Source organism: Bacillus sp. FJAT-26390 (assembly GCF_001682865.1).
Lineage (GTDB): Bacteria > Bacillota > Bacilli > Paenibacillales > Paenibacillaceae > Pristimantibacillus.
In genome coordinates this window covers 187,367-204,288 of the sequence record NZ_MAQX01000034.1, presented here as the reverse complement: position 1 = coordinate 204,288, position 16,922 = coordinate 187,367, and the positions used below count along the sequence as shown (strand labels likewise).

At 48.1% G+C, this 16,922-nt stretch carries 16 protein-coding genes and 1 pseudogene; all 17 read left to right on the top strand.

The annotated features are described in order from the left end of the window. The first annotated feature begins 91 nt into the window (after positions 1 to 91). The 17 genes and pseudogenes from A7975_RS27935 (at position 92) to A7975_RS27860 (ending at position 16,877) form a co-directional block, all read left to right on the top strand. Positions 92 to 1,987 (top strand): PrkA family serine protein kinase, encoded by a 1,896-nt coding sequence (locus tag A7975_RS27935; protein WP_065387327.1) that lies wholly within the window; start codon positions 92 to 94, stop codon positions 1,985 to 1,987. Positions 1,988 to 2,149: 162 nt separating this feature from the next. Beyond that, positions 2,150 to 2,605: pseudogene (locus A7975_RS35710) on the top strand (protoglobin domain-containing protein); the annotation flags it as partial. 51 nt (positions 2,606 to 2,656) lie between these two features. Next, complete coding sequence (locus A7975_RS35705) at positions 2,657 to 3,157, top strand: methyl-accepting chemotaxis protein (RefSeq protein WP_483295937.1); 501 nt, start codon at positions 2,657 to 2,659, stop codon at positions 3,155 to 3,157. A 238-nt stretch (positions 3,158 to 3,395) separates the two neighbouring features. Further along, positions 3,396 to 4,853 carry a circularly permuted type 2 ATP-grasp protein gene (locus A7975_RS27925; protein WP_053371964.1) on the top strand — a complete coding sequence of 486 codons (1,458 nt, stop codon included), beginning with the start codon at positions 3,396 to 3,398 and terminating at the stop codon, positions 4,851 to 4,853. Between the two features lie 18 nt (positions 4,854 to 4,871). Further along, positions 4,872 to 5,867 (top strand): alpha-E domain-containing protein, encoded by a 996-nt coding sequence (locus tag A7975_RS27920; RefSeq protein ID WP_065387325.1) that lies wholly within the window; start codon positions 4,872 to 4,874, stop codon positions 5,865 to 5,867. Further along, positions 5,864 to 6,754 carry a transglutaminase family protein gene (locus tag A7975_RS27915; protein ID WP_053371962.1) on the top strand — a complete coding sequence of 297 codons (891 nt, stop codon included), beginning with the start codon at positions 5,864 to 5,866 and terminating at the stop codon, positions 6,752 to 6,754. Before A7975_RS27920 ends, A7975_RS27915 begins: the two co-directional genes overlap by 4 nt. Before the next feature lie 208 nt (positions 6,755 to 6,962). Beyond that, positions 6,963 to 7,799 carry a polysaccharide deacetylase family protein gene (locus tag A7975_RS27910; RefSeq protein ID WP_176707832.1) on the top strand — a complete coding sequence of 279 codons (837 nt, stop codon included), beginning with the start codon at positions 6,963 to 6,965 and terminating at the stop codon, positions 7,797 to 7,799. 87 nt (positions 7,800 to 7,886) lie between these two features. Then, the gene (locus A7975_RS27905) at positions 7,887 to 8,546 is read left to right on the top strand and encodes a YhcN/YlaJ family sporulation lipoprotein (RefSeq protein ID WP_065387323.1); all 660 of its coding nucleotides are present in this window, start codon (positions 7,887 to 7,889) and stop codon (positions 8,544 to 8,546) included. An 83-nt stretch (positions 8,547 to 8,629) separates the two neighbouring features. Continuing rightward, the gene (locus A7975_RS27900; protein WP_483295934.1) at positions 8,630 to 9,367 is read left to right on the top strand and encodes a polysaccharide deacetylase family protein; all 738 of its coding nucleotides are present in this window, start codon (positions 8,630 to 8,632) and stop codon (positions 9,365 to 9,367) included. Between the two features lie 169 nt (positions 9,368 to 9,536). Continuing rightward, positions 9,537 to 10,451 (top strand): ribokinase, encoded by a 915-nt coding sequence (rbsK, locus tag A7975_RS27895; protein ID WP_065387322.1) that lies wholly within the window; start codon positions 9,537 to 9,539, stop codon positions 10,449 to 10,451. Between the two features lie 25 nt (positions 10,452 to 10,476). Next, complete coding sequence (gene rbsD, locus A7975_RS27890) at positions 10,477 to 10,875, top strand: D-ribose pyranase (RefSeq protein ID WP_065387321.1); 399 nt, start codon at positions 10,477 to 10,479, stop codon at positions 10,873 to 10,875. Between the two features lie 30 nt (positions 10,876 to 10,905). Next, the gene (locus A7975_RS27885) at positions 10,906 to 12,408 is read left to right on the top strand and encodes a sugar ABC transporter ATP-binding protein (RefSeq protein ID WP_065387320.1); all 1,503 of its coding nucleotides are present in this window, start codon (positions 10,906 to 10,908) and stop codon (positions 12,406 to 12,408) included. After that, positions 12,398 to 13,345, top strand: coding sequence for an ABC transporter permease subunit (locus tag A7975_RS27880; protein WP_053371956.1), 948 nt, complete (start codon positions 12,398 to 12,400; stop codon positions 13,343 to 13,345). Before A7975_RS27885 ends, A7975_RS27880 begins: the two co-directional genes overlap by 11 nt. A 36-nt stretch (positions 13,346 to 13,381) precedes the next feature. Continuing rightward, complete coding sequence (rbsB, locus tag A7975_RS27875) at positions 13,382 to 14,335, top strand: ribose ABC transporter substrate-binding protein RbsB (RefSeq protein WP_053371955.1); 954 nt, start codon at positions 13,382 to 13,384, stop codon at positions 14,333 to 14,335. A 128-nt stretch (positions 14,336 to 14,463) separates the two neighbouring features. Next, positions 14,464 to 15,447 (top strand): LacI family DNA-binding transcriptional regulator, encoded by a 984-nt coding sequence (locus A7975_RS27870; RefSeq protein ID WP_053371954.1) that lies wholly within the window; start codon positions 14,464 to 14,466, stop codon positions 15,445 to 15,447. A 115-nt stretch (positions 15,448 to 15,562) separates the two neighbouring features. Further along, the gene (locus A7975_RS27865) at positions 15,563 to 16,177 is read left to right on the top strand and encodes a DNA-3-methyladenine glycosylase family protein (protein WP_065387319.1); all 615 of its coding nucleotides are present in this window, start codon (positions 15,563 to 15,565) and stop codon (positions 16,175 to 16,177) included. A 13-nt stretch (positions 16,178 to 16,190) separates the two neighbouring features. Then, positions 16,191 to 16,877: a DNA alkylation repair protein gene (locus tag A7975_RS27860; protein ID WP_053371952.1), complete on the top strand. Its 687-nt coding sequence runs from the start codon at positions 16,191 to 16,193 to the stop codon at positions 16,875 to 16,877. The last annotated feature ends 45 nt before the right edge of the window (positions 16,878 to 16,922 follow it).

The following is a 16,922-nucleotide window of genomic DNA, read 5'->3' as shown; positions in this document are numbered from 1 at the left end:
AAAAGTTGGCACCACTCGATAGAGCGTCTAGAGACAAATCCCGGGCGTAGAACGAATAGTGGAATGCGGAAGCGATGGGAGGAGGCACGGTATGGACATTTTCAAGCGAATATCGGAGTATCAGGCTGAGAGCGAGAAGCTTGCATGGACAGGAACATTCAAGGATTACATTGAACTGCTCGGGAAGGACCCGTCCCCGGCCATGACTGCACATGCACGCGTTTATGAAATGATTGAATCTCATGGGGTGGAAGACGTTGGGGGCAACAAGCAGTATAAGTTTTTTGATCAAGAAATCTTTGGGCTGGATCGTGCGGTGGAAAAGCTGGTTGAGGAGTATTTCCATTCATCGGCTCGCAGGCTTGAGGTGCGCAAACGGATATTGTTATTGATGGGACCCGTCAGCGGAGGCAAATCAACCATTGTTACAATGCTCAAAAAAGGGCTTGAGCGGTTCTCTAGAACCGAGCGCGGCGCCGTTTATGCGATTAAAGGCTGCCCGATGCATGAGGACCCGCTGCACTTGATCCCCCATGAGCTTCGACCTGATATCGAGAAAGAGCTCGGTGTTCGAATTGAAGGCAACCTATGCCCTTCGTGCCAAATGAGGCTGCAGACGGAATACGGCGGCGATATTGAAAATGTGCTCGTTGAGCGTGTGTTTATATCCGAGGATAACCGCGTCGGTATCGGCACATTCAGTCCATCCGATCCCAAATCGCAGGATATTGCCGATCTAACGGGAAGCATCGATTTCTCGACTATAACGGAGTACGGATCCGAATCCGATCCGCGTGCCTATCGGTTTGACGGTGAGCTTAACAAAGCCAATCGCGGACTGATGGAGTTCCAAGAGATGCTGAAATGCGACGAGAAGTTTCTATGGAATTTGCTCTCGCTGACGCAGGAGGGGAACTTCAAGGCTGGACGCTTCGCTTTGATAAGCGCCGATGAGCTCATTATTGCGCATACGAATGAATCCGAGTACAAATCGTTCATAAGCAATAAGAAAAACGAGGCGCTGCATTCCAGGATGATCGTCATGCCGGTTCCTTACAATTTAAGGGTATCGGATGAAGAGAAGATTTATAAGAAGCTCATCGCGCAAAGCGATATGCGCCATATCCATATTGCTCCTCACGCGCTGCGTGCGGCTGCTATCTTCTCCATCCTGACAAGGCTCAAGGAAACGAAGAAGCAGGGCATGGACTTGGTGAAGAAGATGAGGATGTACGACGGCGAGGAAGTAGAAGGCTTTAAAGAGGCCGATCTGAAGGAAATGCAAAATGAGTACCTGGAGGAGGGCATGACGGGCATCGATCCGCGTTATGTCATTAACCGCATCTCCAGCGCGCTCATCAAGCAGGATACACAATGCATCAATGCGCTTGACGTGCTGCGTGCGCTTAAGGAAGGGCTGGATCACCATCCTTCTATCACGAAGGAAGAACGCGAGCGATACTTAAATTTCATTTCGGTGGCGCGCAAGGAATATGACCTGCTGGCGAAGAAGGAAATCCAAAAGGCGTTTGTATACTCCTATGAGGAATCGGCCCGCACCTTGTTTGAAAACTATTTGGATAACATTGAGTCCTACTGCAACTGGGCGAAAATCAAGGACCCGCTGACAGGGGAAGAGATGGATCCAGACGAGCGGCTCATGCGTTCCATCGAAGAGCAAATCGGCGTTTCCGAAAATGCGAAAAAAGCGTTCCGAGAGGAGATTCTCATTCGCATATCGTCCTATTCGCGCAAAGGGAAAAAGTTCGATTTTACAAGTCATGAACGTCTGCGCGAGGCCGTGGAGAAAAAGCTGTTCGCGGATTTGAAGGATATCGTCAAAATTACGACCTCTACGAAAACGCCGGATGAGAGCCAGTTGAAGCGCATTAATGAAGTAACCAAGCGGCTTATGGATGAGCATGGGTATTGCCCGGTTTGCTCGAACGAACTGCTGCGTTACGTGGGCAGCTTGCTGAATCGATAATTCGGTTTGGCAGCGGAGAAGTCGATGGACAATTGTCTATCGGCTTTTCTGCAATGCTTCCATGTTTGAAAAGATTTTCAAATGTTAATACTGATTCTTGGAAGTTTTCCGATATAATAGGTGATAGTGGTTGGTTACTATACACCGAAGGAGTCGGACTAATTGATCAAAGTAACGGAAGAACGCAGGAAGCAGCTTGAGTACACAGGCATTTCAGAAAAGGATTTAAATCTTTTAGCGGGGTGCAAGCCTATTTTCGAGAAGATCGTCGATGAAGTAGTAGACCGTTTTTATGATAGCGTCGGCCAGCAGCCGGAATTGCTTGCGATTATTACAAAAGTAAGCACGATCGAGCGGCTGAAGGGAACGCAGCGCTGGTACTATATGTCGCTTACCGATGGGGTAATCGACCAATCGTATATTGAAAACCGGATAAAGATCGGAGCCGTCCACTCCCGAATCGGATTGACGACGGACTGGTATTTGGGTACATATATGACTTACCTCGATATATCGATGGATGTCCTTAAGCGGGTTATTCCTGAGCGCTGGAAGGAAGTTGTACATGCTCTGACGAAATTGTTTAATCTGGACTCGCAATTTGTGCTGGAGGCATACAATCAGCATGAACAGCACAAAATTCAGGAGCTTGCGGACAACCGTTCCTTGATGCTGACGACAGTGACTAGCGCGGTGCAGGAGCTTGCTTCGCTCATGTTGGAATTGGACGAGGGCGCGCAATCCATTGCGGCTACCGCAATTTCCACCTCGCAATCTCAGGATAAGACGCATACATTATTAGGAGAGCTTCGTGAGGAGCTTGAGGGCATTAACGAAATGGGTACTTTAATTCGCGGATTATCCGATCAGACTCACCTGCTTGGGCTTAATGCCGCGATCGAGGCGGCTCGAGCCGGAGAGCATGGCCGAGGCTTTGAGGTTGTCGCGAATGAGGTGCGCAAGCTTGCCGCCTCATCACGAAATGCGCTCGAGGGGATACAGTCGAAGCTTGAAGAAATTGACAAGAAGTTGTCTGCCGTTCGTCATGAATCTGAAGTCACGTCGGTCGAAGCGCGAAACCAAGCAGCCCGCTCGCAGGAGCTTGCTTCGTTCGTTCAAATGGTCGATAAAGTAACGAAGGATCTTCAGCAATTAAATCAAAGCAATTAATACAATCTTAGAATAAACGCAGCTTAGAAAAAGCAGGAATTCTCTCCATCCGAGGGTTCCTGCTTTCGCGTTATATAAGTTGACACAATTTTCAGATTTTAGTATGATAATCCTAACATTAAGAGGCGATAACGTTATGAATGTTAAGTTTTGTGACATAAATATAACGAAATTGTTCCGATGTTCACGCAGCTAGTACCAAATTGGTGCAGCGCCCATCATGGAGGAGGCGGTTGTCATGTCGACGGCCAAACAGTCGCAATCGCAATTTTACGATTCACAAAGCTTTTACGATGAAATGTTCGACAAGGACCTTTCCGTTCGCGCTCACTATGACAGCGTTCATCGTTTATTTGGAAGGATGAAGCCGGCTGAGCTGGCTGTACGTCAAAATGCGATCAATCAAAGGATGATGGAGGAAGGCATTACGTTTACGCTGTACAACGGCTCGCAAAATGAACCCCTTGAGCGAACGATCCCTTTCGATTACATTCCCCGCGTCATTCCGAAGCATGAATGGGAAGTTGTTGACCGCGGCGTCAAGCAGCGGATCCGTGCTTTGAACGCTTTTGTCCATGATGTGTATCACGGGCAGCGTATTGTGGCAGACGGTATCATCCCTCGGAAAATGATTGTTTCGAATACTTATTTTAGGCCGGAAATGGCTGGTCTACATGTTCCCGGCGGTGTATATATTACAGCATCAGGCATTGATTTGATTCGTGACGAGAAAGGCCGCTATTATGTGCTTGAAGATAATTTGCGGTCGCCGTCGGGCTTTTCTTACCTCTTCAAGGGCAGAACATTAATGAGCGAGCTGTTTCATGATTTGTATTTATCCAGCTCGGTACAAAGCATAGATCGCAGCTTAAATTGTTTCTTAAGTTCTCTCCGCGCCCTTTCTCCGAACGGCAAGCGTGACCCGCTTATCGTATTGCTTACGCCAGGCGCTTACAACTCCGCGTATTACGAACACACCTTTCTAGCGCAGCAAATGGGCATTCACCTCGTCGAAGGCAGGGATCTCGTATACAAGGACCACAAAATATATTTGCGTGATTTGCGGGGGCTTCGCCAGGTGGATGTCATTTATCGCCGCATTGACGATGACTTTCTAGACCCGCTGGCCTTCCAGCCGGATTCCTTTCTTGGCGTTCCGGGATTAATGAATGCGTATCGCGCAGGCAATGTTGCGATCGCGAATGCGCCCGGAACGGGGGTAGCGGACGATAAGGCGGTTTATGCATACGTACCGGACATGATCCGTTACTATTTGGGAGAAGAGCCTCAATTGCACAACGTTCCAACGTACATTCTATCGCGCAAGGAAGAGCGGGATTATGTGCTTGACCACTTGGATCAGCTCGTCGTGAAGGAGACGTCGCTCTCGGGCGGATACGGCATGCTGATTGGGCCTAGCGCCACGACAAAGGAGATTCAAGCGTTTGCTGAAGCCATCAAGCGCGAGCCAGGACGCTATATCGCCCAAACGACGATGAAGCTCTCGCGTGCGCCGGTAATGGTTGATGGCGGCATGACGCCTCGCCATATTGATTTGCGAGCTTTTGCATTAATGGGAGAGGAGACGCACGTCATTCCGGGTGGTTTAACGCGTGTTGCAATGACAGAAGGTTCGCTGGTAGTCAACTCTTCACAGGGCGGCGGAGTCAAGGATACGTGGGTCCTTAATCGATAATTATTGGAGGGATTGCGGGTGCTGAACCGGAATGCAGAGGCATTGTTTTGGATTGGCCGTTACATGGAGCGCGCTGAAAATCATGCTAGGCTGATTGATGTGCATTATCATCTTCAAGTAGAAGAGGATTTGAGCGCCGAGGAAGGCAAGCAAGAAGGCGAAGCGATTGAGCCTTACTCGAAATGGGCTAGAATCGTGGATGCCTTAGGCAGCCGCGATGCGTATGAGCAGCAGTATGGCAGCTATAATGAACGCGATGTGCTTTTCTACACGACGCTGGATCGCGATAATGCCAATTCACTCGTCTCTTGCGTCAGCCATGCTCGCAGTAATCTGCGAACGCTGCGGGAAAAGGTGCCAAGCGAAATGTGGGATGCGACTAATGCCTTCTATTTGTGGCTGCGGGAGAAGCAGCCTGATGACTTGCTGCGCGAGTCGCCGCATCTGTTCTTCGGTCGCATAAAGGAATGGACGGCACTTTTTTTAGGAGTCAGCCAATCCGTCATGCCGCGGGAAAATGAGTGGCATTTCATTGAATGCGGCAGGTATCTGGAACGCTCGGAAAATACGCTGCGCATCATAAAAGCGGTAGGCAACGCGGCAAGCGGCGATGGCTGGAATAGCTCAAGCGCTTATCCTTACTTGCAGGCTGTGCTGCGTTCTGTAAGCGGCTATCAGGCATTCCGCCGTTATTATGCGGACGGTATCTCCGTTGAATCCATCGTCGAATTCGTTGTGCTCAATAGCGCATTCCCGCGGTCTCTTCATTTTGCGCTTCATACACTCGATGACCATATGAGGCATATCGAGCTGCAGGATAAGCAGCTGCGGACAGCCCATGAGCGAGTGATTCGCCAAGTAGGAAAGGTAAAAGCGGATTTGGCATGCTTGGAGCGGGAGGATATGATCATTGATCGGAACGGAACGATCGTTGCTCATCTGCTTGATGCCTGTCAGCAGCTAGGGATGGCGTTCGCCAAAACCTTTTTTCGAATGGGGGAGGCAAGCGCATGAAGCTGAGTATTTCACATGTGACGAGGTACGAATACGCGGAGGCCGTAACGGACAGTGTCAATGAAATTCGTCTAACGCCGAGTACGAATGAGCGGCAATCCTGTTACCAGCAAGCGATATCCATCGAGCCTAACGCGTCACTATTTACCTACGAGGATTACTTCGGCAACCGGGTGCATGCCTTCTCGGTTAATGGGCCGCATAAACGGCTTACGATCCGAACTTCGATGACTGTCGTAACGAAGGAGGCGCCCTCCTCTGAGGAGCGAGCGCAATACTTAAGCAGGCGTCCGCCTGAGCAGGCATGGAACTGGCTGAGAACAGAGGATGCGGCTAATCGCTTCACGGAATTTCTGCTTACGTCAGAATATACAGCCATTACAAGCGAGGTCGAGCAGTTTGCCGGCGAAATTCCGGATGCCAATGAGAATGGTCAAGCTAGCGTGCTGGACTGGCTGAGCTCGTTATCCACCAAAATCCGGACGGAATTTATTTATGATCCGGAAGCAACTGACGTCAAAACGAGAACTTCTGATATGTTTTTGAGCAAGCGCGGCGTTTGTCAGGATTTTGCCCATCTGATGATCGCAAGCTGCAGGGCGTACGGCATTCCTGCGCGTTATGTGAGCGGCTATCACTTTGTTGGAGATTTGCAAGGCGGCAGCGCGGATTTCGAGCAAGCCTCGCATGCTTGGGTTGAAGCTTTCGTTCCGGGCCTTGGCTGGTGCAGCTTTGATCCAACGAATGTCGACCCTGTTGGCGAACGTTATGTGAAGCTGGGTCATGGCCGTGATTATAAGGATATCGTACCGGTTAAAGGCGTGTACAGAGGGACAGGCGAGCAAGTGCTGCATGTATCGGTTGACGTAAGAAATGTTGAGGATTAATCAATGAATAGACAGCGATATAAAAAACAATGAAACGCTTGTGCACCTCGCGGATCGTTGTTTTTTTGTTGTCTGGCATTAGGTTTTTATGGGATATAAGCTTACTTTTACCAGATTTGAATTCCGCGCCTTTACAAACCTTAAGCTAATGAGCCTGATGGTCATTTATCATTGATGTTGGCCAAGTCAGAAAGGAGCATACATGAAAATGAAAATGAAAATAGGGTTCATCATTTGGTTATCTTTTCTTTTATGCATTAGCTCCTCTTCCCTATCTGCATCATTGGCATCGTCTTCTTCGGGTAATTACAAAGATAAAGTGGCTGTTCTGATGTATCACCACGTTCATGATAAAGACACCAGCTCATCAACCATATCCACGATGCAATTTCGGGATCAGCTTATTTATTTGAAAAGCAAGGGCTACCACTTTATCCGGCTACATGAATTCCGACGGTTTATGGAAGGCGGCCAAGTGCCGGCAAATGCAGTGCTTGTCACTTTTGACGATGGCTACCAGAGCTTCTATACATTTGCGTACCCGATTTTGAAGGAATTGTCTGTTCCGGCGGTAAATTTTTCGATTACTAATTATTTTGAGCAAGATTCACCACAAATCCCGCATTTATCTTATTTTCAAATCAATAAAATGATGAACCATTCACCGACCATTGATATTCAATGCCATACCCATAATTTGCACCAAAAAATTGGGGAGAAAAGCGCAATGACATATATTGACAAGAACCTTGGCAGGCAGGCAAGCCAGATCCATCAAACAAGGATCGTCGAAGATACTTCCGCTTGCATGAACATATTGAAAAAGTCTGGCGTGGATGAGGCTGACAGCATTAGCTATCCGTTTGGCATCTATTCGAAATCACTGTTTCCTTTGTTGAATAAAGCAGGGATTAAATATGGGTTTACGACGAAGCCCGGCTTAGTAACTCGTAAGCAAAACAAGCTCGAGCTGCCGCGAATCAATGCTGGCAGTCCGGGAATTACACCGCAAGTGCTCCATTCGCTTCTGAAAAAGCGGGCGTAGCGCAGCCACCAAAGTGCATTGTTTTTTCCATGCATGATTGTGAGCTTATAGCACACCTTATAAGCATCAAACAGGAGGTGTCATGCAGTGAAAAAACAGTTCAAACCCGTTGTTACCTCAGTGATGGTTCTTGCATTGGGATTCTCGTTAGCGGCATGTAGTCAAAACAGTACGATGAAGGAAAAATCAATGCGTGTCAAAAATGATATGACCCGCGTTGAAGATAAGATCATTCCTTATGGTACTACTCATAACGGGACAACCCCTTATGGCACAAACCGCAATGGCATTGCGCCATATGGCGTTAACAATGATGGGATGACTCGATATGGCACGACCGATGATGGGATTACTCCCTATGCCACAAACCATAGCGGCCTGAATGGTACGGGAACGCGAATGAATAGCGTGGACCCTTTAAAAGCAGCCAGCCACTTGGCAAATCGCGCTGAGATGGTGACCGGCGTCAAAAAGGCTACAGTCGTAGTCCACAATCATGATGCAATCGTAGGGCTCGATATCGATAATCCCGGCAAAAAAGCAATTATAGAAAAACAAGTACACGCCGCATTAAAAGGACAATATCCGGCTTATAACATTCATGTCACCTCCGATCAGAACATGCATCAAAAAATTAAATCGATGAGCGGAAACTTAACAAGTGGGCATCCTATAAAAACGTTGGCGAATGACGTGGCTATTATGATTCGAGATATCGGCAATGCTATAACCGCACCGCTTCGTTAATCGTTTAGCCGGCAGCTTCTTTGCGGGAGCTGCCGGATTATTTTTATGTGTTACATATCGATTTGCTGCTAGGAGGAATACCGTTGTTAAACCGAAGGCACAGCCTGCTATTGCTGTTAATGACCGTTTTATTGCTTGGCTTCTCTGTCCCTGAAAAGCGGGATCGGTATTTTTATGAGAAAAGGGGAGAAATCGTATGGGAGGTGCCATCCGAAGACAAGAAGATTGCTTTGACCTTCGATGATGGGCCGTATCCGGCTACGACCGATATCATCCTCGATTTGCTGAAAAAATACGATGCGAAAGCTACTTTTTTTGTGCTCGGCAATAAGGTTGAACGTTTTCCGGAAACGATCAAACGTGAGATTGCAGAGGGCCATGAGGTCGCTAATCATACGTTTAACCACGTGTATTTCATGCGGTCAATTAGCGATGAGACGATTCGCGACGAAATTGTCAAAACCGAGAAGGCATTAGAAACGTTGACGGGCAAGAAGCCGTTATTATTCAGGCCGCCAGGCGGCTATTACAATGAGCATTCGATTCAGATTGCCAAGACGTTAGGCTATACGACAATCATGTGGTCATGGCATCAGGATACGAATGATTGGAAGAGCCCTGGCGTGAATCGTATCGTGAGCAAAGTGCTGAATAATGCCCGAAACGGAGATATTGTTCTCATGCATGACTTTACCCCCGGCTCGACGCAAACCGTCAGAGCTTTAGAGACCATATTGTATGAGCTGGATCAGAGGGGCTTTGAGTTTGTTACCGTAACCGAGCTAATGAAGGGCATGTCGAGCATACCGATCAATAAATAACTGCTGCATCAGACCCGTTTCTTATTGCTAAGAAGCGGGTTTTTGCTGATGGTTCGCGCTTACATTTTGACTATTGACAATTTTAGAGGCGAGATTTAAAATGAGGAAACGATGTGTAACCGATTACACATAAAAATTTCACATCCGATTCATATAAAGAGGTGCAGTGATGGCGAAGCCCAAAATTACGGTTATAGGAAGCATGAATATAGATATGGTTACCGAAACAGAGATCATGCCAAATCAAGGCGAGACGATTTTTGGCAGCGTTTTCTCCAGCTTTACAGGCGGGAAAGGCGCGAATCAAGCAGTAGCTTGCGCACGTCTTGGCGCAGAGGTGACGATGATTGGCTGTGTGGGCGAAGATCATTTCGGCAAGCAGCTTTTGGACGCACTGGAAGCAGAAGGAATCGATATTGTAAATGTGAAAACGGTTCCTCATAATTCGACCGGCATCGCGACGATCACCGTTTGCGACAACGACAACCGCATCATTGTCATTCCCGGCGCCAACCATAACCTGTATCCGGAAGATATTATGTCCTTGAAGGAAATTATTGCTGAATCGGACATGGTGCTTCTCCAACAGGAAATACCGTTCGTTACGGTACAGGTTGCCATTAAGTTGGCAAATGAGCTGAGCGTTCCGGTTATTTTAAATCCGGCACCGGCAATCAAGCTGCCAAGGGAACTTCTGGACCAAGTTTATATCATGACACCTAATGAATACGAGCTTGCCATTTTGCTGGGTCTTGACGAGAAGCAGGAACGCACCTATGAACAGCTGATTGAGCTGTATCCGCAGCGTATCGTTATGACGGGCGGCAGCAAAGGCGCATTTTACAAATCGTTGGACGGTGAAATGAAGCATGAGCCTGGCAAAAAGGTTGAGGCGGTCGATACAACCGGCGCGGGCGATACTTTTAACGGGGCGTTAGCCGTTAAGCTGAGCGAGGGTTCGACGCTTGCCGAGGCGGTAAAGTTCGCGGTTGCCGCCAGCGCATTGTCGGTTACCAAGCTTGGCGCTCAGAGCGGTATGCCTTCGCGAGCCGACGTTGTTCGGTTTATGGAGGCACAAGCTTAACATTTTACTTCGAGAGGACTTGCAGATGAGAAAAAACGGCATATTAAACAGTGATATAGCAGCAGTAATTGCACGAATGGGCCACACCGACTATATCGTCATCGGGGATTGCGGGCTGCCTATTCCTGACACAGTGAAGCGAATCGATTTGGCTGTTAAGCCAGGGCTTCCTTCTTACTTAGATACATTAGAAGCGGTGCTTGCCGATATGGAGATTGAGTCAGCCGTTATCGCAAGTGAAATGACGGAGCAGAACGTTCCGGTCTATGACAGAACAAAGGCTCTGCTGAACGGCATTCCGATCAAGCAGGTATCGCATGAAGCGTTTAAAGGATTGACCTTGCAAGCGAAAGCGGTAATTCGCACGGGCGAAGCGACGCCATACGCGAACATCATTTTGCAATCGGGCGTATTTTTCAAATAAGGCTGCTGTTCAGCAAAAGGGGTGGCACAGATGGAATATTTAATTGAAATGACTGGCATTCATAAATCGTTTTCCTCCGTTCAAGTATTGAAGGACGCCGCATTTCAGCTGAAGCCAGGCGAGATTCACGCTCTGATGGGCGAGAACGGCGCAGGCAAGTCAACGCTTATGAAAATTTTGACAGGCGTATACAAGGCTGACGCCGGCTCGGTTAAGGTCAAGGGGCAGGAAGTCATGTTCACGGATCCGATGCAGGCGGAGGAAATGGGCGTTGCGATCATACATCAGGAGCTGAACATTATTCCGAAGCTGTCCGTATCCGAGAATATGTTTCTAGGCAGGCAGCTTACCTATGGCAAGATGGGTATTGTTCGCGACAAGGAAATGAAACGAAGAACGAAGGAATATTTGCAGCGGCTAGGTGTAGAGCTTGATCCAGATGCGGCAGCGGAAACCTTGTCCATCGGACAGCAGCAAATGATTGAGATCGCAAAGGCACTCTCGAAAAAAGCTGAGGTTCTCATTATGGACGAGCCGACTGCGGCGCTGACGGATCGAGAAATTGAAGCGTTATTTAAAATAATGGATCAGCTGCGGCGCGAAGGCGTAGGCATCGTCTACATTTCGCACCGAATGGAGGAAATCTTCCATATGTGCGACCGTATTTCGGTGCTGCGCGACGGAGCGTTTCTCGGAACGGAGAAAATAGCCGAAACGACGGTTGAGCATATTGTCCGATTGATGGTTGGCCGCGAGATTGGCGAGCGGTATCCAGAGCGCAGCAGCAAAATAGGGGCGGAACGGCTCCGTGTCGAAAACTTGAGCGACGGCAGAAAGCTCAGCGGCATCAGCTTCTCGGCAGCGGCTGGTGAAATCGTCGGAATCGCCGGTCTGATGGGCGCAGGACGAACGGAAATCGTTCGGATGCTGTTTGGAGCCGACAAGAAAAAGCACGGCAAAATTTATATCGATGGCCGTGAGGTGACGATTAACAGCCCGGCGCGGGCTATCGAAGCGGGAATCGTCTTCGTAACGGAAGACCGCAAGCATCAGGGCTTGGTGCTTGGCATGTCCGTTCGCGAAAATTTATCGTTGACTAATTATAAGCATATTGCAAGCTCAGGCGTTATTTCCGCGAAGAAGGACAACGAGCTGTCAGATAAAATGATTAAGCGATTTAATATTAGAACGCGTGATGCCGAGCAGACGGTTAAATCGTTAAGCGGCGGCAATCAGCAAAAGGTTGCCATCGGCAAATGGCTGGGCGAGCTGCCCAAGGTGTTTATTTTGGACGAGCCGACTAGAGGGGTAGACGTCGGAGCGAAGAAGGAAATTTACAACATGATGAACGAGCTCAGCGAGCAAGGCGTTACGATTATTATGGTATCATCCGATCTGCCAGAGGTGTTAGGAGTTAGCGACCGCGTTATTGTCGTTCATGAGGGACGCATTTCTACTATTTTGGATAAGGCACAAATGAATCAGGAAGCAATTATGTTTGCGGCGACAGGGGGAAGCAGCAATGGCCTTTAACAATAAACAACTTTCATCAACCTTGCAAAAGCTGGGTCCGCTCATCGGACTTCTCATTATTATCGTTATTTTAATAATCGCAAGTCCAAATTTCTTGACGGTCAACAATATTCTGAACGTATTCCGCCAAGTTTCCATTAACGCTTTGATCGCATTCGGGATGACCTTCGTTATATTGACCGGGGGCATCGATTTATCAGTAGGAGCGACGCTTGCGTTGTCAGGTGCATTAACCGCAGGCCTTCTGAACGGCGGGATGGACCCGCTCACCGCGATCATTATTGGCTTGTTTGCCGGCGGCGCAATGGGAGCGATCAATGGACTTCTTGTTACGAAAGCGAAAATCGCTCCGTTTATCGCAACGCTGGCGACGATGACGATATACCGCGGTTTCGCGCTTGTCTATACCGATGGCAGGCCGATTACTGGATTTGAAAGCGAATTATTCACATTAGTTGGCGGCGGCTACTTTTTTGGAGTTCCTGTCCCGGTTATCATCACGCTAATTATTTTCTTCGTCTTATTTTTTATTTTGCGCAAAACGACGTTTGGTCGAAATATATACGCGATCGGCGGAAATGAAGAGGCATCGCTGCTCTCCGGTATTAAGACAGGCCGCTTTAAGGTTTATGTCTATACGTTGACTGGTATGCTGTCAGCGCTTGCAGGCATTATCCTCACGTCCCGTCTTAATTCCGCGCAGGCAAATGCCGGCACCGGTTATGAGCTTGATGCCATTGCGGCTGTCGTACTAGGCGGCACAAGCTTATCCGGCGGTAAGGGCTGGATCGTAGGAACGCTCGTAGGGGCGCTTATCATTGGCGTACTGAATAACGGTTTGAATCTGCTTGGCGTTTCCTCGTTCTATCAGCAGGTTGTTAAAGGGATGGTTATTCTATTGGCTGTATTGCTGGACCGCAAAAAAGCCAATAGCTAAATCATAAAAATTAAACAAAGAAAAGGTGGTTGCAACATGAAAAAGACAACGAAGCTAGCAAGTATAGGTATTATTACAGCACTGCTCCTCGCAGGCTGCTCCACAACGGCTCCCGGCTCAGGAAACAAAGAAGCTGAATCAGGCGGCGCCAAAACGGAAGGCATCAAGATCGGACTTGCCGTATCCACGCAAAGCAATCCTTTTTTCGTTACATTAAAAGAAGGCGCTCAAACCGCAGCTACAGCGGGAGAAGCGGAGCTCATCACCGTTGACGCGCAGGACGATGCTGCTAAGCAAGCTTCCTCCATCGAGGATTTGATTCAACAAAAGGTTGATGTCATCATTATTAATCCTACAGATTCCGCAGCCATCGTTCCTGCTGTAGAATCCGCTAACGCAGCAGGCATTCCGGTTATTACGGTTGATCGGACAGCTGACGGAGGAAAAGTAGTGTCGCATATCGCTTCCGATAACAAAGCGGGCGGCGCGCTTGCAGCGAAGTTTATTGCAGAGCAGCTTGGCGGGACTGGCAAGGTTGTTGAGCTTGAAGGCATTCCGGGCTCTTCCGCAGCGCGCGAGCGCGGAGCGGGCTTTAATGAAGAAATCGCCAAATCAAGCGGCATTCAAATCGCGGCTAAGCAGCCTGCTGATTTTGACCGTGCTAAAGGGTTGACGGTTATGGAAAACATTTTGCAAGGAAACAAGGATATCAAAGCGGTCTTCGCTCATAATGACGAGATGGCGCTTGGCGCAATTAAAGCGATTGAAGCAGCGGGGGCAACCGGCATTCTAGTCGTTGGTTTCGATGCGACCGAGGATGCGGTGAAGGAAGTATTCACTGGCAAATTGAGTGCAACGGTAGCGCAGAAGCCCGATATGATGGGTATGCTGGCTGTACAAACGGCAATCAAGATTGCTAAAGGCGAAGAGGTTCAGGCATCGATTCCGGTTGAGCTTGATCTCATTACCAAAGATACCGCTAAGCAATAATAGCAGCCTTAGGCCAAACAAGTGTGTTTACGTTCTAACGAGCGTATACACACTTGTTTTTTAAATCGATAATTCCGTATACTTTATACCAAAGGCCAGGCTGCTACGTGAAAGGATTTTGTTACGATATGACAACAATAAGAGATGTTAGCAAGCTGGCTGGCGTATCTGTCGCTACGATATCCCGCCTGCTTAATCAGAGCGGCTATGTCAGCAAGGAAGCTGAAATCGCCGTTATGGCAGCGATCCAGAAGCTTAATTATAAGCCTAACAACATTGCAAGAAGCTTGGCAGGCAAAAAAACCGCAGCCGTCGCTTTAATGGTACCCGATATTTTAAATCCGTTTTTTCCCGAAATCGCCCGCGCAGCCGAGGATGCCGCAGCGGCGCATGGGTACACGCTTGTGCTGTGCAATACGGACAATAATCCGGACAAAGAGAAGAAATATATCGAAACGTTAATCAACAAGCAAATTGACGGTATTATCATTTCTTCCTATACCGTACTTCCAGAGCAAATTATCGCCTTGCAGGACCGTTCCATACCGATCGTTGCGATCGACAAATCTTTTTCGGACTATCCGATCCTATCGATTACGGCTGCGAACCGTCATGGCGGCGAAATGGCGGTAGAGCATCTCCTGTCCGCAGGCTGCCGCAAAATCGCCCATATATCCGGCCCTACACATGTGCATGCCTCAAGGGAGAGGACGCTTGCATACGAGCAGGCTTGCAGAGATTTGCCGTGGTTTATGCCAAGCTTGATTGGTTATGGCAACTTTAACGTTGCCGGCGGCTATCAAGCGATGAAGGACATTTTTAAGCAGCATCCTGATGTAGACGGCGTGTTTGCAGGCAATGATCTGATGGCAGCCGGCGCATTAAAGGCATTAATTGAACTGGGCGTTAAAGTACCGGAGCAAGTGAAGCTAATCGGCTTCGACGGCATTCGGATGGACATGGTATACCCTGAAATTACGACGATCTCTCAGCAAATCTATTCGACGGGCAAAACCGCTATGGATTATTTGATCCGTTTAATCAACAATGAGCCCATTGAGCGCAAAAACTATGAGCTTGAGGTAGAGCTTTTGCAAAAAGCAACGACCTAGGCGACTGCTTATAGCTCGGAACGCCGTTTTTTATTTCGTAATCTTGCGGTTATATTCGTCTTTGCCATACAAATGAAAACAAGTGAAGTATATTACTTAATAGGTGATTAAACTTATGGCAGTGATAACAAAGTATTTTGAGTACGGGCAAGCCGAAATCGACTATCTCAAAAGCGTGGATGAAACGCTTGGGGCTGCTATGACGCGAATGGGCAAGGTTGAGCGCGTCATCATTCCCGACCTGTTCACGGCGCTTGTTCATGCGATAGTAGGGCAGCTTATTTCCGTTAAGGCCGTGCACACGATTTGGGAACGAATGCAGCTTCAATTTGGCGAGATTACGCCAGGCCATATTGCCAAGCAGTCCGCTGATGATATTCAACGCTGCGGGATAACGATGAAAAAGGCGGTTTGTATCAAGCATATTGCCGATTTGATTGTTGAAGATGCTTTGAAGCTTGATGAGCTGTATGGCTTATCCGACGCGGAGGTCATTAAGAAGCTGTCAGCCTTGAATGGAATAGGCAAATGGACGGCAGAGATGATGCTGATAAACGCGATGGAGCGCCGTGATGTTGTCAGCTGGGGTGATATTGCCATTCGCCGCGGAATGATGAAGCTCTATCGGCTGGATTCCATTACCAAAGAAGAGTTTGATCGCTATCGCAAGCGTTATTCGCCTATGGGTTCCGTCGCTTCGATTTACTTGTGGCAAATTTCATTTGAGTAAAGAGGGATAAAAAATGGCAGGGAAAACGATTAAGGAGCAGCTATTGGAATTGTCCGAGCCTGCTTATCAAAAATTTTCTGCGGCGCTAATCCCAACGATTAATAATGTAATGGGGGTTCGGCTGCCTGAGCTGCGCAAGCTCGCAAAGCAATTAGTGAAGGATGATTGGCGCAGCTACCTGCAGCATGCGGAGAGCGAATATTTTGAAGAGGTCATGCTTCAGGGCATGGTCATCGGTTATTTGCAAACGGACGTGGAAGAAATACTGCGTTATGTCGCTGATTTTGTGCCCAAGATCGATAATTGGTCGGTATGCGATAGTTTTTGTATCGGGCTAAAATTTACGAAGGCGAATAAGGAGCGGGTATGGGATTTTTTACAGCCGTATCTAACGTCTAATCAGCCTTATGATATCCGGTTTGGTGTCGTGATGCTGCTTGATTTTTACATAGAGGATGAATATATCGATAGGGTGTTATCCTTACTCGACCGTGTAAAGCGTGATGACTATTATGTCAAAATGGCGGTCGCATGGGCGATATCCATTTGTTTTATTAAGCTGCCAGCGCCTACCCTGAGCTATTTGGAACGCAATTCCCTGGATGTGTTCACCTACAATAAAGCTCTGCAAAAAATAACAGAGTCCTACCGTGTGGATCAGGATACCAAAAAAATGATCCGCAGCATGAAGCGGAAATAAAAGCAGCCTGCGCATTTGTTTTATTACAAATGACAGGCTGCTTTG